The 19,583-nt window shown below is 68.0% G+C and carries 20 protein-coding genes; 12 read left to right on the top strand and 8 right to left on the bottom strand.

Annotated features, from left to right (window positions below; all coding sequences use genetic code 11):
• On the bottom strand, positions 1 to 1,189 hold a 1,189-nt coding region (locus EQG76_RS23865), incomplete at its 3' end, for a hypothetical protein (protein ID WP_159717017.1).
• A gap of 276 nt (positions 1,190 to 1,465) precedes the next feature.
• Here EQG76_RS23865 and EQG76_RS23860 point away from each other — a divergent pair.
• The 5 genes from EQG76_RS23860 (at position 1,466) to EQG76_RS23840 (ending at position 6,252) form a co-directional block, all read left to right on the top strand.
• The gene (locus EQG76_RS23860; protein ID WP_159717015.1) at positions 1,466 to 3,058 is read left to right on the top strand and encodes a sulfatase-like hydrolase/transferase; all 1,593 of its coding nucleotides are present in this window, start codon (positions 1,466 to 1,468) and stop codon (positions 3,056 to 3,058) included.
• A gap of 87 nt (positions 3,059 to 3,145) precedes the next feature.
• Positions 3,146 to 4,048, top strand: a complete 903-nt coding sequence (locus EQG76_RS23855) for a nitrilase-related carbon-nitrogen hydrolase (RefSeq protein WP_159717013.1) — start codon at positions 3,146 to 3,148, stop codon at positions 4,046 to 4,048.
• Entirely contained in the window at positions 4,045 to 5,076 is a 1,032-nt protein-coding gene (locus tag EQG76_RS23850; RefSeq protein ID WP_159717011.1) for a histone deacetylase family protein, read from the top strand. Before EQG76_RS23855 ends, EQG76_RS23850 begins: the two co-directional genes overlap by 4 nt.
• 144 nt (positions 5,077 to 5,220) lie before the next feature.
• Positions 5,221 to 6,039, top strand: a complete 819-nt coding sequence (locus EQG76_RS23845) for a metallophosphoesterase family protein (protein ID WP_159717009.1) — start codon at positions 5,221 to 5,223, stop codon at positions 6,037 to 6,039.
• Positions 6,040 to 6,048: 9 nt separating this feature from the next.
• Positions 6,049 to 6,252, top strand: a complete 204-nt coding sequence (locus EQG76_RS23840; protein WP_159717007.1) for a hypothetical protein — start codon at positions 6,049 to 6,051, stop codon at positions 6,250 to 6,252.
• Positions 6,253 to 6,434: 182 nt separating this feature from the next.
• Here EQG76_RS23840 and EQG76_RS23835 read toward each other — a convergent pair whose 3' ends face one another.
• Together EQG76_RS23835 and EQG76_RS23830 are read right to left on the bottom strand one after the other, a co-directional pair.
• A complete protein-coding gene (locus tag EQG76_RS23835; RefSeq protein ID WP_159717005.1) occupies positions 6,435 to 7,874 on the bottom strand; it encodes a PQQ-dependent sugar dehydrogenase in 1,440 nt (479 codons plus the stop codon).
• A 453-nt stretch (positions 7,875 to 8,327) separates the two neighbouring features.
• Complete coding sequence (locus tag EQG76_RS23830) at positions 8,328 to 8,822, bottom strand: RT0821/Lpp0805 family surface protein (RefSeq protein WP_159717003.1); 495 nt, start codon at positions 8,820 to 8,822, stop codon at positions 8,328 to 8,330.
• 195 nt (positions 8,823 to 9,017) lie between these two features.
• On the opposite strand from EQG76_RS23830, the gene EQG76_RS23825 reads away from it, so the two are divergent.
• The 3 genes from EQG76_RS23825 to EQG76_RS23815 are packed head-to-tail and all read left to right on the top strand — an operon-like array spanning position 9,018 to position 12,052.
• Positions 9,018 to 9,857: a DMT family transporter gene (locus EQG76_RS23825; RefSeq protein ID WP_159717001.1), complete on the top strand. Its 840-nt coding sequence runs from the start codon at positions 9,018 to 9,020 to the stop codon at positions 9,855 to 9,857.
• A 15-nt stretch (positions 9,858 to 9,872) separates the two neighbouring features.
• Entirely contained in the window at positions 9,873 to 10,766 is an 894-nt protein-coding gene (locus EQG76_RS23820) for a DMT family transporter (protein WP_159716999.1), read from the top strand.
• Positions 10,763 to 12,052 (top strand): amidohydrolase family protein, encoded by a 1,290-nt coding sequence (locus tag EQG76_RS23815; RefSeq protein WP_159716997.1) that lies wholly within the window; start codon positions 10,763 to 10,765, stop codon positions 12,050 to 12,052. Before EQG76_RS23820 ends, EQG76_RS23815 begins: the two co-directional genes overlap by 4 nt.
• 95 nt (positions 12,053 to 12,147) lie before the next feature.
• Here EQG76_RS23815 and EQG76_RS23810 read toward each other — a convergent pair whose 3' ends face one another.
• Positions 12,148 to 12,330: a helix-turn-helix domain-containing protein gene (locus EQG76_RS23810; RefSeq protein WP_159716995.1), complete on the bottom strand. Its 183-nt coding sequence runs from the start codon at positions 12,328 to 12,330 to the stop codon at positions 12,148 to 12,150.
• Between the two features lie 319 nt (positions 12,331 to 12,649).
• Between EQG76_RS23810 and EQG76_RS23805 the strand changes: the two genes are divergently transcribed.
• The 4 genes from EQG76_RS23805 (at position 12,650) to EQG76_RS23790 (ending at position 15,448) form a co-directional block, all read left to right on the top strand.
• Entirely contained in the window at positions 12,650 to 13,087 is a 438-nt protein-coding gene (locus EQG76_RS23805) for a ribonuclease domain-containing protein (protein WP_159716992.1), read from the top strand.
• Positions 13,084 to 14,175, top strand: coding sequence for a glucose 1-dehydrogenase (locus EQG76_RS23800; protein WP_159716990.1), 1,092 nt, complete (start codon positions 13,084 to 13,086; stop codon positions 14,173 to 14,175). The genes EQG76_RS23805 and EQG76_RS23800 overlap by 4 nt, the downstream gene beginning before the upstream one ends.
• A gap of 136 nt (positions 14,176 to 14,311) precedes the next feature.
• Positions 14,312 to 14,893, top strand: a complete 582-nt coding sequence (locus tag EQG76_RS23795) for a cell cycle transcriptional regulator TrcR (RefSeq protein ID WP_331463817.1) — start codon at positions 14,312 to 14,314, stop codon at positions 14,891 to 14,893.
• A 60-nt stretch (positions 14,894 to 14,953) separates the two neighbouring features.
• Positions 14,954 to 15,448 carry a DUF2165 family protein gene (locus EQG76_RS23790; RefSeq protein WP_159716986.1) on the top strand — a complete coding sequence of 165 codons (495 nt, stop codon included), beginning with the start codon at positions 14,954 to 14,956 and terminating at the stop codon, positions 15,446 to 15,448.
• A 30-nt stretch (positions 15,449 to 15,478) separates the two neighbouring features.
• Here EQG76_RS23790 and EQG76_RS23785 read toward each other — a convergent pair whose 3' ends face one another.
• From EQG76_RS23785 to EQG76_RS23770, 4 genes are all read right to left on the bottom strand, one after another.
• Positions 15,479 to 16,585 (bottom strand): NAD(P)/FAD-dependent oxidoreductase, encoded by a 1,107-nt coding sequence (locus EQG76_RS23785; RefSeq protein WP_159716984.1) that lies wholly within the window; start codon positions 16,583 to 16,585, stop codon positions 15,479 to 15,481.
• Between the two features lie 2 nt (positions 16,586 to 16,587).
• Positions 16,588 to 17,136: a hypothetical protein gene (locus EQG76_RS23780; protein WP_159716982.1), complete on the bottom strand. Its 549-nt coding sequence runs from the start codon at positions 17,134 to 17,136 to the stop codon at positions 16,588 to 16,590.
• Between the two features lie 170 nt (positions 17,137 to 17,306).
• Entirely contained in the window at positions 17,307 to 18,872 is a 1,566-nt protein-coding gene (locus EQG76_RS23775) for a calcium-binding protein (protein ID WP_159716980.1), read from the bottom strand.
• Between the two features lie 170 nt (positions 18,873 to 19,042).
• A partial coding sequence (locus EQG76_RS23770) for a M20/M25/M40 family metallo-hydrolase (protein WP_159716978.1) occupies positions 19,043 to 19,583 on the bottom strand: 541 nt, incomplete at its 5' end.

Below are 19,583 nucleotides of genomic sequence, written 5' to 3'. Positions count from 1 at the left end.
CTTCTCGCCAGTAGCGCGGGTTGTCCTTCTGCTCGTTGATCGCGACCAGGACCTTGCTACCGGGCTCCACGGTGGCGATCGCCTCGCGCACCCGGGCGACATCGGCCCGCGAGTCGATCCAGACCAGGACGAGGATCGCCATCCGGACCAGGAACAGGAGCGCCAGGGCCACGCCGGCTGCGGTCGCCAGCCGGCGCGGCAACCGGGCCGGGACCATGCCGGCAAACAGCAGGAAGCCCATCATGGCCGGCATCCGGTAGTCCACGAAGGACGCGCCCATGAGCAGGAACGGCGACAGGAAGTAGCCAAGGCCCAGCACGAGCATGGCGATGACCGTGCACAGCGGCACCCTCATCCAGCCCCGCCACCAGGAAAGCAGGACGAAGGCGCCGACCAGCGCGCCCGTGCCGAAATCGACCCTGACCCGGTAGTTCAGGAACGGCAGGAACAGCCCGGCGGGCTTGCTGCTGAGCGGCCGCCAGTCCGCCTCCGCCGGATTGTCGCTAATGGGCGCCAGCGCGAGGAAGACCACCGGCACCACCAGCACGCAGCCCAGCATGAGGGCGCTGCGCAGGAGCGCCGGCCAGACTCGTTGACCGGAGTGCCGCTGCGCATGGAGCCGCATGAGTTCGAAGGAACCCAGCAGGATGGCCAAGAACAGCACGCTGAAGATGTGGAGGAAGAACAGGACAATGGCGCCCAGGGCAGCGCCGAGCACGGTCGCAACCGGCGCCCGGTCGCGGAACTCGATCCAGCCGGCCGCGACAATCAAGGCCAGGCCCAGCCCGATCTGGAAGTTCATGAACCCCAGCAGGGTGATGCCATTATAGGCGACCAACCCTGAGCCCAGCGACCAGAACGACCAGTTCCCGAACAGCGCTCGGCTGAACAGGATCGCGCCCGCGACCGGCAGCAGGACCGTGATCGACAGCATGACCTTGCCGGCCGTGAACAGCGGCATGAACTGCAGCATCGGCGGCATGACGAGGTCGATGGCGATATTCGGGATCAGGCCCCATTGGATCTCGTACATCCGGCTCAGCACCGGGTTGGCCGGTCCCTCCGCCAGGATCTTCATGCGGGCCAGATGGTTCGGGTAATCGAGGATCGGAGGTATTTCCGCGGCGAAAAGCGGTATCAGCAAGACGACCGCCAGCAGCGCCACCGTCACCCGCCAAAGCACGGGCACCGGGACACGAGCCTCTGCGCGACGACCGCCCTGGGCTTCCATCAACAGTCCCACTGCACGGAATGGCTGCCTGCCTCAATCCTGCAGCAATCGCGCTTCTCCGACCAAGGTTCCGGGCAGCGCCCGCGAGCGACTGTGATCGCCCATGAGGGAGTTGGCTTTCCGGCGGCAGCCCTCCGGGCGGCGCACCGCCCTGTTCCTGCAAGCAGGCAGTTGACGGCGCAGCGATCAGGACCGCTACGATCGGGAAAATCGGCAACGAGCGGGGAGGCCGCCTTGTTCCGGAAACCGTTTGAGCTGCCGCTCTACCCCTTCCTGCTCGCTATGCACTTCCCGCTCTTTGTGCTGAACCGCAATCTCACCCTGCCGGGCCTCGACGTGGCCGTGCGGCCGATCCTGGTGATCATGGCAGCCACCCTCCTGGGCATGGCGCTGCTCTGGCTTCTACTCCGTGACCTGGACCGCGCAGCCTTGTGGACGGCTCTGGGCCTGGCTCTCGTTTGCTACTTCAAGCTGGCGGCCCCTGGGCTCGACCACCTGATCGGGCTGGTGGCCGAACCGCTGTCCCACCGCTACCTGCTGGCGGGCCTGATCGTCCTGGCGATCCCGGTGCTCCTGTTCGCGCGTCCCAGCCCGAACGCGACCAGGATCGCCAACCTGGTGATGCTGACCATGCTGGTCTTCCCGGTGGCGACTCTGGTCGGACGCGAGCTCCGGGCCGACGATGCCGGGGCGCGCGCCGCGGCCGAGCGGCAGCGGCAGGCCGTGTTCGGTGCGGCCGCCCCCACCGGAACGCCGCCTAACATCGTGCACGTCGTTCTGGACGGCTATGGACGGGAGGACGTGCTGGCCGAGCTTTACGGCTTCGACAACCGGCCCTTCCTGGACCAGCTGGCCGCGCTGGGGTTCCAGATCGCCGATCAGGCGACGACGCCCTACAACCAGACGCTGCTGGTGATGAACAGCGTGCTCTCGGCGAGCTATCTGGAGGACCTCCAGCCCGCGGCCCCCCCGGCCGACCTGCGCCAGGCGCTCCAGGAGGAACTGCGGCACAACCCGGTGATGACGACGCTGCGCGGGCTCGGCTACCAGACCGCCGCATTCGACGTGCGCTACGATCCGGTGCGGATGGATCAGGTCGACCGGCTGCTGGCGCCGCACCCGCTCTCCAACTTCGAGATGGTCTTGCTGGAGGAGACCCTGATCGACAATGTCGTACGGGCCATCGGCCTGAACGAGCCCAGCCTCGACCCCGCCATGTTCGGGCAACCCTACGAGGTCGACCTCACCCCGCCTTACTTTCTCTACGTTCACGCCCTGGCACCGCACCCGCCCTTCGACCTCGACCGCCACGGCGCCCAGATTGCGCCGGCCGGCGGCTCGGTCGGTCTGCACGACGGCTCGCACTTCATCAGGGACGAGCCCACGCGGCGCCGCTTCTACCGGGACGGTTATGTCGACAAGTTGATGTTCACGAACGATCTGGTGCTGGCCTACGTGACGCGGCTGCTGGAGCGCATGCCCGAACCCAGGATGATCATCATCCATGGCGACCATGGTGGCGGGCTCTATTTCGACCACGATTCGCCCGAGCGGAGCTGCCTGTTCGAGCGCTTCTCGCCGCTCCTCGCGGTCCACGCCAGCGACGGGCGGCTGGCCCTCCCTCCCGACCTGAACCTCACCAACCTTTATCGGCTCGTGTTCAATGCCTATTTCGGCACCGAGCTGCCGCTCCTGCCGGGCCGCAGCGTGTTCGCGGACTGGGAAGAGCCAACCAAGCAGGTGACCCTCACCGCGGAGCAGCTGCGCCGGCCCTGCCCGACCGAGCCTATCGTCCCGGCCGGCACGTCGGCAGCCGAGGCCCCTTGAGCTGCCCAGGGCGACGATCCCGCATATTTGACCGTCGCGGCAGCACGGCTATAGCCGTGGCGCTCCAGCAGACCTCAGGAGATTGCCTTGGAACGGATCGGCCTGGCCCTTTGGGCCTATGACGCGGGCGACCTGCCGGGCGACCTCGACGAGCTGGCGGAGCGGATCGACGCCCGCATGGCCGAGGCGGCGGCGGCCGGTGCGTCGATCCTGGTGCTGCCCGAGTGGAACGTCGAGCAGACCCTGCTCTGGGCGGCCACCCCGCCAGCCCCCACCGCCGAGCCGGGCTTCATGGCCGAGAGCGGTGCCCGCCTGCTCGCCAAGGTGCGCGACCTGCCGGTCAAGCACGGCGTGGCCCTGCTCGCCGGCACCTGGTCGGCCCGTCCCCTGAACGGCTCGGGCATGGTCAACCGCGCGCACCTCCTCTTCCCGGACGGCACGCTGTTCACCCAGGACAAGCTCTGCCTGGTCCCGTCCGAGAAGGATCCGGACGACTGGTCGCTGTTCCCCGGCTCAGCCCTCAAGGTGGTCACCTGGCGGGGCCTGCGCCTCGCCATCCTGATCTGCCTGGACAGCGAGCTGCCGGCTTTGTCCCCGATCCTGGGCCAAGCCGACATCGACCTCCTGCTGGTCCCTTCCAACACGGCCAAACGGTCCGGCTACTACCGGGTGTTCTGCTGCGCCAAGGCGCGCGCGATCGAGCTGGGTGCCCTGGTGGGCGTAGTCGGCTGCGTCGGCACGATTCCCCTGAAGGAGCCGCGCACCAATTTCAGCGGTGCTGCCGTCTATGGCCCCTGCGAGACGGCGTTCGGCGACACCGGCGTGTTCGCCTTCCTGGAGCCGCGCGACCAGGGTGGCGAGATGCTGATCGCGAAGGACCTGCCGGTCGGCGAGATCCGCCGCCTGCGCCGCGAGCGCGCCTTCGAGGTCTGGCCGGGCCCGTGGTCCGGCGGCCATGTCACCCTGGAGGAAGTGGAGGTCGGCGGGTGAGGACGATCTACAGCCCGGACCATGCGCGCCATCACGGCCAGTCCGAGCTGATCGACGGCAAGCTCCAGCCCTGCTTCGAGAAGCCGGAGCGCGCCTTTCTGGTGAAGGCCCGGATCGAGGAGCGCGGGATCGGCCCGGTGGAGCCGCCGCGAAGCTTTGGTCTGGAGCCGCTCCGCCGGGTGCACCGGCCGGACTTTGTGGCCTTCCTGGAGACGGCCTGGACCGAGTGGACCGCCCAGCGCGGCGCTTACGACGCGCTGCCGCTGGTCTGGCCGGTGCCGGGCATGCGCCGGGTGCTGCCCGAGACGATCGACGGCAAGCTCGGCTACTACTCGATCGATGCCGGCACGCCGATCACCGCCGGCACCTGGCAGGCGATCCGCGCCTCGGCCGACGTGGCGCTCACCGGTGCGGCCCTGATCGCGTCCGGCGAAGAGCGCGCGGCCTTCTCGCTCTGCCGTCCGCCTGGCCACCATGCCGGCAGCGACTTCTTCGGCGGCTACTGCTACTTCAACAATGCTGCGGTCGCCGCCCAGCACCTGCGCGATGCGGGCGCTGCCCGGGTCGCGATCCTGGATGTCGACTACCATCACGGCAACGGCACCCAGGAGATCTTCTACGACCGGGCCGACGTGCTGCTGGTCAACATCCATGCCGACCCGAGGCAGGAATATCCTCATTTCCTGGGCCATGCCGACGAGACCGGTGCGGGCCTGGGCGAAGGCTATAACCTCAACCTGCCGCTGCGCTGGGGGACCGGCTGGCCGCTTTGGAGCGAGGCGCTGGAGACCGGCTGCCAGAAGGTCGCAGGCTTCGCGCCGGACGCCCTGGTCGTTTCGCTGGGTGTGGACACGTTCAAGGACGACCCGATCTCCCAGTTCTGCCTGGAAAGTCACCACTTCCCGCTGATCGGCCAGCGCATCGCCAGGCTCGGCCTGCCGACCCTGTTCGTGATGGAGGGCGGCTACGCGGTGGCCGAGATCGGCGTGAATGCCGTGGGCGTGCTGGAAGGCTATCTGGGCGGCTGACCAGCCCGGCCTGTCGCAGCACGGTCGAGATCCTGTCGCGCGCGTGTCGAGCGCCGCCCGCACGCATGTCACCCGGCCATGATCAATCTCCTGCCGATCGGACAACCGTCCTGATCGGAATGTCATCTCGGCAGGAGCCGGAACATGGCGCACGCCCGCCTGTGCATCGTCTCGGACATCCATTGTGGCCCGGAAACGCCTACCAAGAAGGGCAATCGGGCGCTGGAGCTGCTGCGGCCGTTCGTGGACTATGCCCGGATCATGCAGCCCGACGTCCTCCTGGACCTGGGCGACCGCATCACCGATGTCGACACCCCGACCGACCGGCGCAACCTGGTCGAGGTCGCAGCCCGGCTGGGGGCGGTGCGCTGCGAGCGCATCCACCTGCTGGGCAACCATGATGTCGGCCGCATGAGCCGGACCGAGAACGCCGAGATCCTGGGCGTGCCGATGAAGAGCCGTGTGGTGCCGCTGGACGGCTGCCGAATCGTCGTGTGGCAGCCCCATGTCCGGGTGGAGGCCACGGGCCTGCCGCCGGCCGCCACCACGCTCGACTGGCTTAGAACAGCGCTGGCGGCCTCCGACCTGCCGGCGATCGTGGTGTCGCACGTGCCGGTGTCCGGCCAGTCGCTGCTCGGCAACTATTATTTCAGCCGCGGCTCGAACATCGCCACCTATCCCGACCATGCCGAGGTGCGCCGAGTTGCGGAGGAAAGCGGCAAGGTCGCCTTGTGGATCTCCGGCCATGTCCACTGGAACAGCCTGACCATCGTGAACGGCATCCCCCATGTCACGATCCAGTCGCTCACCGAGACTTTCACCACCCCACCGGAGCCGAGCGGCGCCTATGCCGAACTGGAGATCGCCGGCAACACGTTCGAGCTGACCGTGCATGGCCGCGACCCGTTCCACCTGCGCCTGCCGTTCCGGCCCTCCGGCGAGCGGCGCTGGCTCGGCAAGTGACGACGAACCATGCGCATTCCCGCTCTCGCGGCCTTGGGCGGCCTGTGCCTGATAGCGCCGACGGCACTGGCGTTCGACGCCGCCGGCTTCGCGTTCCAGCAGCACCAGTTCGACCTGCAGCGCCAGCAGTCGGACATCTACAGGCAGGAGGCCGATGAGGACGCCGACGAGGCCGGCCTGTCGCCGGACAGGCGCGAGGCATTGATGGCCTAAATGAAGCACGTGCAGGAACAGGCGCGGGCGGAGCTCCAGCCGGAATACGAGCGGCACATCGCAGCCGACTGACGTGACGCGGGGAACCAGTGGCTGACGGCGGAAGCCCGGGCGCGGGGCGAGCAGGCAGGCCGCCTCCTGCGGAAGAAGTACGGCCTGCATTGAAGGACGCGCGGCCTTGCTCAGCTCTGCCGTAGCCGGCGGATCATGCCATCCTGTTTGGTCAGGATGTAGACCTCGCCGTTCTCGCCCTGGCCAAAGCGCAGGTCGACCCGACCGTTCATCCCCTGGACCAGGTTCTGCAGGGTCACGGCGCGACCCTTGTGGCGGAAGGTCAGCTCGCGGATCGTCGCCTGGCGCCCGAGCCGCAGCTCGGCCACCGGCACATGGAACACCCGCCCGTTGACGATGTCGCCGAACAGATAGTGGCCGCGCAGGGCCGGTGCCGCATTGCCGCGGTAGACGAAGCCCCCGGCAATTGCCCGGCCCTCGTCATGGTCGTACTGAGCCACGGGATAGGTGTAGCCGCGGTCGCCGGCGGGCAGGCGCGACAGGTTGCGCGGGTTGCGCCGGTCGATGACGAAGGTGCCCTCCCGTAGCGGCCAGCCATAGTTGGCGCCCTTTATGCCGAGATTGACCTCCTCGATGTGCGACTGGCCGATATCGGTCAGGATGAAGGCGCCGCTGCCGCCCGGGTCGAAGCAGAGGTTCTGCGGGTTGCGCAGGCCGCGGGCGAAGATCTCGGTCAGGTGGCCGCTGCGGCCGACGAACGGGTTGTCCGCCGGCACGCCATAGGCGCTGCCGTTGCTCTGCTGGAGCGGGTCGACCCGCAGGATCTTGCCGTGGGCACGGCGCGCCGACTGGGCCGCATCGTGCGGATCGATGAAGGACGGGTTGTTGCCGCCGTCGCCGACGCCGATCAGGAGGTTGCCGTAGAAGCGGTCGGAGGGCTTGGCGTTCGGGTTGAACATGATCTGCCCGGTATTGTGGTCGGGCAGGTTCTGCGCGATCCGCAACACCTCGCGCCGGGATGCCCGGTCGACCCGGGTAGGATCGCCATTGTAGACCTTCCACTCCGCCAGCACGTCGTGGAAGTTCGCAGCGAACTGTCCCTCGAACAGGCGCACATTGCCGGGCCGGCTGCCGACCGTCTCGGTGGTCACCGTATAGAACTTGCGGTGCCCGGGCCGGCCGGGCCTGGCGAAGTCAGGATGGAAGGCGAAGCTGCGCAGGCCCATCTGGTTGCTGGTCGCGACGAACGCGCTGCCGCGCGCCGCGCGGACGTCCAGGAACAGCCGCGCCGCACCACTTGCCGGGTCGATCAGCCAGATCTTGCCGCGCGTATCGCAGGCGAACAGCCGCCCGCTACCGTCGCCCGCATGGTAGAGCTGGTTCAGCAGCGTGTAGGGCTTGGTGCTGCGGCTGCGCGGCGGCGCGCTGAAGTCGACCAGCTCGATGGCCGGCAGGGAACTCTTCAGGATCCGCCCAGGGATCGGGTCGGTGATGGCTGCCTCGGCCTGCCCCGCCAGGCCCGGCAGCCATGCGCCTACTATCAGGCCGCCGATGCCGGCCATGACCTGCCGGCGGCTCGGTTGCTGCATAGCGATACGGTTGTTCCGCATGTCCCGCTCCCTGATCCATCCTGCCGGATGAGCCGCAGCACTGACGTCCAGCCCAGTAGGACGCATGCAACCGGCAGGCAACCCGCTGGTTCTCCAGGGAACAGCTAGATCATGTTTCCGGAAAGGCGATGCTTGCGGAGCTGCTGCGACAATGAGGTCCGGGAAGGGGCCGCAGCAAAAAAAGTGGCCGGGTCTTACGACCCGGCCGAGTAGATCAGGGAGGCTAAATGCTGGAACGAACCGAAGGTCCGCTGGCCCGGTGAAACCGGGCCCGGCGTCAAGGGAGCGAACTCGACCTCATCGCCGGCAGGGCACTCCAGGCCGGTGCCTTGCTGCAGTGCAATATGCCGTCACCACCCCCGCCTGACAACCATGCGGTTTGCGATGGCAGCCATGCGGTTTCCGGGAACCGCTTGACCTTCCAGGCATGACACGAGGGTCCGCCCCAAGCCGTCAGCCGACGATCCGCCAGGTGCCGTCCGGCTGTCGGCAGGCCGAGCCGGTCGCGGTCTCTGGCCGCCCGTCCACATAGATCGTGGTCTCGTAGTCGCGGCAATCATAGGCACCCTGGCGATAGGTGCGGGTCGGCGTGGTGTAGCCGTAATTGCCGCTGTCGGGGTTGTGCCAGGAGGCCGGCGTGCCGGAGCGGTTGTATTCCAGCGCGTCGGTAGCGGCATAGCCGGCATACTGGCGGTCCATGTCGTCCAGCGAGGAGCCGATCGAGTTGCCGATCATCGCACCCACCAGCGTGCCGACCGCCGTATAGACGAAGCCGCGGTCGCCGCTGGCATTCTTGCCGATGGCGGCACCGAGCAGGCCGCCGCCGGCACCGCCCAGCACCGTGCCCATCGTCGCCTTGGGATTGTCGGCATAGAGGTTGTAGCTGGGCCCGGTCGAGCAGGCGGCCAGCAGGCTCGCGAGCGGGACAACCATGAGGAGGCGGCGCATCGACATTCTCCGAGATCAGCCGGTTCCCGCCATCCTAGCGCGGCCTGCCTGAACGGAAGCTGTCAGAAACCGGGGCAAATCGAGGCGCGTGCTTGCCCTGCGTCCCGGCGAACGGCTAGGGCCGCCCTGCCTGGTCTGCTCCAGGGGGAGACCGATCTGCCCACCGCCGCCGACAATCTGCGCGCCGCGCTCCTCATGGCGTTCGCCTCGGTCGTGTTCACTATCAACGACGCGCTGGTGAAGGTCCTGACCGGCGAGGGCGTGCCAATCGGCCTGATCCTGGCCGTGCGCGGCGTGTTCATGGCGCTGATCTTCCTGGTCCTGTTCCGCGGCCAGGGCGACGACTGGCGGCTCTACCAGTTCCGGGACCCGCTGGTGGTGCTGCGCGCCTGCGCCGAGGCGGCGCTGTCCTGGGTGATGTTCACCTCGCTGATGCTCCTGCCGATCGCGACCGTGACCGCGCTGTTCTTCACCACGCCGATGCTGGCCACGGCGCTGGGCGCCCTGTTCTTGAGCGAGCGGGTGCGGATCTGGCGCTGGACCGCGGTCGTGCTGGGCTTCGTCGGCATCCTGATTGCGACCCGGCCGGGCTCGGCTGCCTTCGAACCCACCCTGCTCCTGCCGCTCCTGGCAGCCCTGATCGCGGCCCTGCGCGACCTCATCACCCGGCGCCTCGCGCACGGCATCCCGACCAGGGTCGTGGCCATGTCCACCACGGTCGCGACCTGCCTCAGCGGCTTCGCCTCGGTCCCGTTCCTGCCCTGGCCGCCTTTGGAATTCACGCTGGTCGGCATTCTGGCCGGCTCGGCGCTGATCTCGGGCGTGGCACTGTTCGCCTATATCGGCGCCAGCCGGCTGGGCGAGATCAGCTTCCTGGCGCCGATCCGCTATCTGTCCCTGCCGACTGCGGGCCTCCTGGGCTTCCTGGTCTGGGGCGACCTGCCCGACCGCTTCGCCCTGCTCGGCACCGCGCCGATCGTGGGCTCGGGCGTGCTGATCTTCTACCGCGAGCAGCGCCTCGCCCGCCGCCGCTGACACCTGAGGGTTCCCATGGCCGCCGTCACCGACAATCTGCGCGCCGCCGGCTTCGTGCTGGGTGCCATCGCCTTCTGGGCGATCGGTGACACCGTGGTGAAGCTGCTGGCCGAGACCATGTCGGTGCCACAGATCGTGTTCCTGCGCGGCCTCGTCAGTGTGGCCCTGGTGGTGCTGCTGCTGGCAAGGGCCGGCGGCTGGCGCCCATCCCGGCAGACCCTCGCCCATCCGATGGTGCTGCTGCGCGGCCTGTTCGAGGTCGGGACCGTGTTCACCTATCTACTGGGGGTGGCGAACCTGCCGCTCGCGGTCGCCAACACCCTAATCTTCACCTCGCCGCTGTTCGGCGTGGCGCTGGGCGGGCTGGTGCTGCGCGAGCGGCTGGGGCCGGCACGGCTGGGGGCGGTGGCGCTGGGCTTTGCCGGCATGCTGCTGGTGACTGACCCGTTGGGTGCCGCAGCATCCTGGTGGCTGGCCTTTCCCCTGGCCGGTGCGGTCTTCCAGGCGCTGGGCGACCTGCTGACCAGGCGTATCCCGCAGCACGTCCCGACCGATTCGATCACGATCACTACGCTTGCCCTGATGACGCTGGGCGGCGGGATCGGCAGCATCGGCAGCCTGCACCTGCCGACGCCGGGCGAAGCCGGCCTCCTCCTGCTCGGTGCGGTGCTCGTGGTCGGCGCCTATGCCTGCTACATCCGCGCCTTCCGCATCGGCGAGATGAGCTTCGCCGCCCCATTCAAGTACGCCTCGATCCCGCTCGCCATGCTGACCGGCTGGCTGGTCTGGGCGGACCGGCCGAGCTTGAGCATGCTATTCGGCGCTGCGCTCATCATCATGGCCGGCATCCTAATCGTCTGGCAGGATCGGCCGGGCGATGCACAGCCCGCTGGAGTAGGCGACCCTTGAAGCTCGACTTGATCGTTCGCAATGCCACCCTGCCCGACGGGCAGACCGGCATGGACATCCTGATCTCGGACGGCCTGATCCAGGCGGTCGGCCCCGGGATCGAGGCATCCGGGCACGAGGAGATCGACGCGGCCGGCAGGCTGGTCAGCCCGCCCTTCGTCGACTGCCACTTCCACATGGACGCGACCCTCTCGCTCGGCACGCCCCGGCTGAACCGCTCGGGCACGCTGCTGGAAGGCATAGCACTCTGGGCCGAGCTCAAGCCGCTGCTCACCCAAGAGGCAGTGATCGAGCGGGCGCTGCGCTATTGCGACATGGCGGTGGCGCAGGGCATCGGCGCCATCCGCACCCATGTCGATGTGTGCGACGACCGCCTGACCGGGGTGGAGGCGCTGATCGAGGTGCGCGCCCGAGTGGCCCCCTACCTCACCCTGCAGCTCGTGGCCTTCCCCCAGGACGGCCTCTACCGGTACCCGAACGCGAAGCAGAACCTGCTGCGCGCCCTCGACTTGGGCGTCGACGTGGTGGGCGGCATCCCGCATTTCGAGCGGACCATGGAGGACGGCCGCCGCTCGGTGACTGAACTCTGCGAGCTCGGCGCCAAGCTCGGCCGGATGGTCGACCTCCATTGCGACGAGAGCGACGATCCCCACTCCCGCCATGTCGAGCAGCTGGCCTACGAGACCCAGCGCCTGGGATTGGGCAACCGCGTGACCGGCTCGCACCTGACCTCCATGCACAGCATGGACAACTACTATGCCAGCAAGCTGATCGACCTGATTGCCGAAAGCGGCATGAACGCGGTCTGCAACCCGCTGATCAACATCACGCTGCAGGGCCGCCACGACACCTACCCGCGCCGCCGCGGCCTGACCCGGGTGCCGGAGCTGCAGGCGGCCGGCGTGCCGGTGGCGTTCGGCCAGGACTGTGTGATGGACCCCTGGTACTCGCTGGGCTCGGGCGACATGCTGGAGGTCGCGCACATGGGCGTCCACGCCGTGCCTATGACCTCGCTCAAGGACATCCGCGCCGCGTTCGACGCGGTCACCAGCGTGCCGGCTGCCCTGATGGGCCTGGAAGGCTATGGGATAGCCCCCGGCTGCAAGGCCGATCTCGTGGTGCTGGACGCCGCCGACACGGTCGAGGCGGTGCGCATCAAGCCGGCCCGGCTGTTCGTGATCCGGGCCGGCCGGGTGGTTGCGCGCGCCGCACCGCGCACCAGCAGTCTGGAACTGCCGGGCCGGCCGGCTTCAGTCACCTTCGGCCGCGGCATCTCCCCCGCCTGACGCCCCGGCTCCGCCCGAAGCCCGTCAGCCGCTGCCGGACTCGAGGCGCAGGGGCACAGGACCATGCACCCTGGCGGTTGCGCTGCGGGCGGGGGTCAGGCCAGCTTGGTGGCGTGGGCGTCGAGGCAGGCGGCAAGGTCGTGTTGCGTCACGCGCCATTCCCGACCGAACTTGATGGCACGCAGCTTGCCGGCACTGATCATCTGCCGGATCGTGCTTTCCTTCAGCTTCAGGATCTCGGCCACTTCGCGCACCGTCAGCAGTGGCTGGATGAGCATGGCGCAGACCTCGAGGAATTCACGGCGTCAAGCGGCGTTAATCCCGCGCCACCCTGTCGCGCAACCGTTCTCGGCGCCGCATGGGCGGATGGTTACGTTCTGATGTCGGTATGTCACGCTTTGTCACCGTTTTCTTCGGTTCAAAGCGGTTCTCGATGGTTGCCATCGGCCTTCGGATCACCCAAATGAAGGTTGTCGCACGTACCATCTTGACGCCGCGTCATCCCCCGACGGTAACGTCCGGCCGATGGCGCGGCGTTCTTTATCGGACCGCGCCCGGCCCCGTTTCGCGGGCTTCGGCTCCATCTGGTCGACGGTGATGCGGCGCATCCTTCCCCTACTACTGGCTCTGCTCCTGGCCCTGCTGCCGGCACTGGCGCTGGGCAATGCGGCTGATCTGCGCGCGTTCGGCCGATCGCTGGGGCTGCGCGACCTGGACGGCTTCGTGGCGGCGGTCTCCGCCATCCGCGAGGATGGTGAGTTGCCCGAGCGCTGGATCACCAAGCGCGAGGCCGAGCGGCTGGGCTGGCGGCCGGGCAGCGATCTATGCGACGTGGCCGACGGCCATGCAATCGGCGGCGACCGGTTCGGCAATCGCGAGGGCCTCCTGCCCGACCGCAAGGGCCGTCGCTGGCGCGAGGCCGACCTCGACTTCGCCTGCGGCCGGCGGGGCGCCAAGCGGCTGGTCTTCTCCAATGACGGCCTGATCTTCGTCACGATCGACCATTACGACAGCTTTCATGAGGTGCCGGAATGACCGCAACCGGCCGGAAGGGGCCATCCCTGCGTCGCGTCCTGGTCGGCCCGGACCTGCCCACGCGTCAGGCGGCGTTCGACCGGCTGGCCCAGCTCGCCGACCTGCCGACAGGGTCCGTGCGCAACCTGGACGCCCTGTTCGACGTGCTGCGCACCGATGCGCCGGGCCCGTTCGAGATCGTCTGGCGCCACCGCCGCGGCAGCGAGCTGGACGCGGTGCTGGGTGTGCTGCAGGACGTGGCCGCCGAGCGGGATGACGTGCGGGTCGTGATCGAGGCGGTCGGTTCGCAGTTCGCCGGGAATGGGATGAGGATGCGCTTTACCGACAAGACCGTGATCGTGACCGGTGCTGCTCAGGGGATCGGCCGCGCCTGCGTGGAGGCATTCGCCGCCGAGGGTGCCCGGGTCGTGATCGCCGATGTAGACTCGAGCCAGGGCGAGCGCCTCGCTGCCGAGTTGCGCGACAGGGGTGCGCGGGCCCTGTTCCACGCGACCGATGTCGGCGACAAGGCAGCGGTCGTCGCCATGGTCGAGGCCGCCAGGAGCTTTGGCGGCGGCATCGACGTGCTGGTCAACAATGCCGGGATCATCCGGGCCAGCGACTTCCTGGACCTCGACGAGGCGGACTTCGATGCGGTGCTGCGCGTCAACCTCAAGGGCGCCTTCCTGTGCAGCCAGGCCGTGGCCCGGATCATGGTGGCGCAGGGCAAGGGCGGTGCGATCGTCAACATGTCCTCGGTCAACGCGGTTCTCGCGATCCCGAACCAGACCCCCTACAATGTCAGCAAGGGCGGGTTGAACCAGCTCACCAACGTCACCGCACTGGCGCTGGCCGACAAGGGCATCCGGGTGAACGGGGTGGGCCCGGGCTCGATCATGACCGACATGCTCAAGACGATCATGGTCGACCAGGCGGCGCGGGCGAAGGTGCTGGCGCGTACCCCACTCGGCCGCTGCGGCGAGCCGGACGAGGTGGCCCGCGTCGTCCTGTTCCTGGCCTCGGACGATGCCGCCTATGTCACCGGGCAGACCGTCTACATTGACGGCGGCCGGCTCGGTCTCAACTATACCGTTCCGGTGCCCGACTGAGACGCCGCTTGAACCGTGCCGGGCGTTCCGCCAATAGAGCGCCTGGAATTGTGCCCGTGCGACGCGGCGCACCTCCGGCCAGGGGGCGCCGCGTCGTCGTTTCGAGGAAGAAGGTGGATCGATGGATCGCCCGCTGATGCCGAAAGCCACGGCCGTATGGCTCGTGGAGAATACCGGTTTGACCTTCGAGCAGATCGCCGAGTTCACCGGCCTGCACACGCTCGAGATCAAGGGGATCGCGGACGGCGAGGTGAATGCCGGGGTGCGCGGGCTGGACCCGATCGGCGCCGGCATGCTGACGCGCCAGGAGATCGACCGCGTCTCGAAGGACCCGAATGCGCGCCTGCGCCTGCAGCGCTCGATCGCCGACACCAAGCTCGTGCCGAAGAAGAAGGAGCCGCGCTACACGCCGCTCTCCAAGCGGCAGGACCGGCCCGACGGCATCGCCTGGCTCTTGCGCAACCATCCGGAACTGTCCGAGCAGCAGATCTGCAAGCTGCTGGGCACCACCAAGAACACGATCCAGCAGGTGCGCGACCGCACCCACTGGAAGAGCCAGGACATCCGCCCGCGCGATCCTGTCCTGCTGGGCCTGTGCTCGCAGCTGGAGCTGGACGACGCGGTGGCACGCGCCCGGGTCGCCAATCCCAAGGCGGTGCGCACCGAGCCGCTGCCGCCCGAGGACGGCGAGGAGATGCAGGCGCCGGTCTTCGAGTGATGCGGGCGGCACGGACCCTGCCTGCCTGCTTCGTCCGCCCCGGCCACCGCTAGACGGGCCATGGACGTGCTCGTCCTGCGCCTGTCACGGCTCGCCGGCGTCGTCACCGTTGCCCTTTTCTTCACCCTGGTGGCGCTCGGCAACCTCACCGACCCGGGCGGCAACTGGCCATTCGTCCAGCACGTCCTGGCCATGGACACGACGTTCGGTGATTCCCAGCTGATGTGGCGGGCGATCACCGATCCCTGGCTACAGCGTCTGGCGTTCGGCCTGATCATTCTCTTGCAGGTGGTGACGGCCATTGTCCTGTGGATCGGCGTGGTCCGGCTCGGGCGCACGTTGCGCGCCGACCGGCCGACCCATCTGGCCGCGCGTAGCTGGGCCATCGCCGGCCTCACCCTTGGCCTCCTGCTCTACGGGCTGGGCTTCATCGTGATCGGCGGCGAATGGTTCGCCATGTGGCAGTCCCAGACCTGGAACGGCCAGGACAAGGCCGCGATCTTCGTGCTCCTGATCGGCCTGACGCTGTTGCATCTGACCGGCCTAGAAAACTGACTGCCGCTCCGGACAGCCTCTACCGGGATCTCACCCAACGAACGTGGCAAGCCGCGCCGGCGACAGTTCCGCCAGCAGGACTCGCAACTCGTCCGTTAGGTCTCGCCCGGTGACCAGTGCGGCGGCGACCTCGGCCAGGGCCGGTGCGGTCATGAAGCCGGCACCGCCCTGCCCGGCCAGCCAGAGGAAGCGGTCGTGCCCGGGCAGGCAGCCCACTACCGGCGAGTGGTCGGACACGAAGCTGCGCAGGCCTGCCCAGCGGTGGTGGATGCGCCCGGGCTCGTGGCCGGTGAGGCAGGCATAGCGGTCGATCGCCACCGCCACGTCCCATTCCTCGGCCTGGACGTCGTGCGGCGGCACCTCGGTCGCGTCGGCCGGCGACAGGAGAAGACGGCCGCCCTCGGGCTTGAAATACCACGTCTCGGCAATGTCGATGGCCATGGGCCAGCCAGACGGGTCGCTGCCCGGCGGCGGGTCCACGGTCACCGCGGTGCGGCGCAGTGCCTTCAGGCCCAAGGACGGCACCCCCGCCAGCCGCGCCAGCTCATCGGCCCAGGCACCGGCGGCGTTCACCACGAGGTCCGCCTCGACCGGGCCGGCGGAGGTGACGAGCCGGTAGCCGCTGCCCGTCGGCTCAATGCCGATGACCTCGGCGTTGCACCGGAGCGTGCCGCCCGCCGCCTTCAGGCTGCGCAGGCAGAGCTGGAGGAAGCGGTGATCGTCGATCGCCGCAGCGGCATGGTCGAGCACGCCGCCGATCACCGCCTCCGGCCGTAAGATCGGCACCAGGTCGAGCACGTCGCCTGCTGCCAGCACTGCCAGGCCGGTCTGGTCGGCGAAGGCCGCGAGCAGCGCCTCCTGGCTGGGCGAGGCGACATGCAGCATGCCGCGCGGGTGCAGGAGCGGACCGCCTGGGTGGCCGGCATCGGCCAGGAACGCGTGGCTCGCCAGCGCCAAGCGGCGCACCAGCTGGTTGCCATAGGTGGTGGCAAACATAGTGGCGGAGCGCCCCGATGCATGGCTGCCGGGCTGGGCCTCGCGTTCCAGCAGGCAGACGGAGCGGTGCGGCGCGATCCGGGCCGCGGCGCTGGCGCCGGCGATCCCGCCGCCGACGACCGCGACCTCGACCCGCAGCACGGTCAGCGGCGTTCGCGTTCGGCGCTGCCGGGATCGGTCGGCTCGACATGGAACTGCCGATCCGCCCAGAAGCGCTGGGAAAGCAGGCGGCGGTCGCGCTCGATCAGGTCGGCGATGGCACGCAGCTTGGCCGCGGCACTGCTCGGCAGCGTTCCCGGCCGGACCATGACCCGAACCGCCGGGATGTCGACCAGCTCATGGCGCAGGCGCACCACCGGCTCGTCGGCCTCCGAGGTGGCAGCCAGGTCGAAGCTCACGAACTCCTCGGGCTGCCGGGTCGCATAGCTGTCCAGCAGGTCGTCCTTGGACGGCACGTCCGCCCGCTCGACCTCGACTATGCCGAGTGAGAGCAGCTGCTTGATCTCGCGCGGCTGGTTGTTGAATACCTGCCGCGCATGGCGCAGCGCCTCGAGCGTGCCCTTCTGCAGGGCCCGCCGGACCGCGTGCCAGAGCAGGTGATCCCGCCCCAGCACGAGGTCCACGACCGGCTGCAGCTCGGACAGGAACAGCGTCAGGCCGCGCTGCTCTCCTGGATACCGTTCCCGCTGCATTCAGCCTCGTCCCGTAACGTGACAGGACAGAGATTAAGGACTTCCTAACCGTCTCGGAAGTAGGCAACGTCGCCCAGTATGCATGTTCTGGGACCAAAGCCGCGTTCCGGCCCCTGCCGTTCAGGCTGGGCCTGCCCGATCAGCGCAAGGCCAACCGGACAGGTCCATTGTCAGGCGGCAGCGACCTCGGAGCGACCGAGTTCAGTCACGTCCCAGAGGCTGATCGACGGCACGTACTGGCTGCTCTCGTAGTCCTGACGGAGGAACACCAGCGAGTCCTTCGCGACGCCGTTGAAGGTCATCGATTCGAGCGACAGCAGGTCGTCGTCACCGCTCAGGATGCCGTCACCGTTGCTGTCCAGGTCGTCGAAGGACACGGGCTCGCCCTCGGGCCGGAACGAGCTCAGCACCAGGACGTCATCGCCCTTGCCGAAGTCGAGGACCGTGGCCCCGTTCGTCCCGGGCATGATGAACCAGTCGCCGCCGGTACCCCCGCGCATGAGGGTCTCATCGGAGCCACTGGTCAGCTTGTCATTGCCCTCGTCCCCGAACAGCCTGTTGGTGCCGACGCCACCGATCAGTTCATCGTCGCCGGCACCGCCGCGCATGATGGCGCTGTAGCCATCGTCATAGAAGCTGCCGCTGCTTTTGATCCTGTCGTTGCCTGCACCTCCATAGGCCACGTCATGGCCCACCCCGACATCGATGAAGTCGTTGCCGACCCCGCCAAACAGGACGTCGTTGTCGTCGCCGCCATAGATCCTGTCGCTGCCGGCGTCACCATAGAGCCGGTCGTTCCCGGCAAAGCCGTGCAGTTCGTCGCGGCCGGTTCCACCGAAGATCAGGTCGTTGCCGTCCTCACCCGAGATCAGGTCATCGCCGGCATCGCCATGGATCTCGTCGGCGCCGAGCCCACCAAGTACGCGATCGTCGCCGCGGGCGGCATGAATGACATTCTCGCCTCCGAAATCGGTGATGAAGTCGTTGCCGGCCGTCCCCTGGATGACATCGTTGTCGTAGCCGCCCACGAACCGGGCATCGTATGACGGGACTTGCGGATTATCGAAGGTGCCGTCGGAAACCGTGCCACCCTGGATGAAGTCGGAAGCCTCAAGTCCGGTGACTCCGTGCAGGACGAGTTCGCCGGTCAAGGTGCCGATCACGGGAACGCCGCGCATGTCCTCGCCCAGATGGATGACAGTCGACAGGGCGGCTTCTCCGCCATGGGTGACGTTCTCGATTCGGACGGCAGGACCGTCACCGGCATCCAGCACGCCGTTTCCGTTCAGGTCCAACTGGTCGAAGGAGATGTAGGTCCCTTTGGCATCGTCCCGAAAGCCCTCTCCCACCATCTCGATGAAGACCGCAATCCGGTCGCTGCCCTTCTGGAAGTCGGTGACGATGTCCTGCCCGCCCCCGTTGTAGTCAGCTGCAGTGTCCCATAGGAAGTCGAGGTTGGCCGTCCCGAGCGTGAAGACGTCGCGCCCGGAACCTCCGGTCAGGACGTCGTCGCCCTGCCTCCCGCTGAGGATGTCGTCGCCACCGCCACCGATGAGACGATCCTCATCGCTCTCAAGGCCCGGCTGAAGGACAGGTGCTCCTCCGATCAGAATGTCGTCGCCGTTCCCACCAACAAGAAGATCATCGCCTCCGGATCCATCGATCAGGTCCGGACCTCCAGTTCCCAGCAGCCGGTCATTTCCATCGGTACCATTGATAATCCTGGGCACAGGCATCCGTTTCTTCCAAGCGGCGTGTGAACTTCCATCGTCCACAGTGATTGATGACTTACCGAGGTGCCCGCACGGCCGCTCTTATCCATGGCAGCCTGTGATGCCATAGATTTCAGAATCGTTATCAATGTTAATTATGCTGCGCGTTTTGACCGCACCCGATCCTGCTACACTTAGCCCCTGGAGAGATGCCGGTCGACCAGACCGGTCCACCAGGCCATGCCGACCGGCAGGGCAGCATCGTTGAAGTCGTAGCGGGCATTGTGCAGCACCCGCCCCTCCTCGAAGCCGCCGATACCCATCCAGATATAGGCGCCCGGGATCTTCTCCAGCATGAAGGAGAAGTCCTCGCCGCCCATTGACGGCAGGGGATCGCGCACGACCTGGTCCTCGCCCACCACCTCGGCGGCGACCGCGGCCCCGAAGTCGCGTTGCTCGGGATGGTTGATGGTCGGCGGGTAGCCGGCGCGGTGGTGCAGCTCGGCGCGCACCCCGAACGCCTGGCCGAACGCCTCCACCATCTGGCGGATGCGGCCGATGATCCGCTCACGCGTGTCGGCACGGAAGGTGCGCACGGTGCCCTTCAGCGTCGCCGTGTCGGGCACGACGTTGAAGGCGGTGCCGGCGTTGATCGCGGTGATCGACAGGACCGCGCGGTCCATCGGATCGGTCTCGCGGCTGATGATGTTCTGCAGGGCCGAGACGAGCTGGGCG

The organism is Geminicoccus flavidas, from assembly GCF_009806515.1.
Taxonomy (GTDB): domain Bacteria; phylum Pseudomonadota; class Alphaproteobacteria; order Geminicoccales; family Geminicoccaceae; genus Geminicoccus; species Geminicoccus flavidus.
This window is presented reverse-complemented; position numbering and strand designations above follow the sequence as displayed.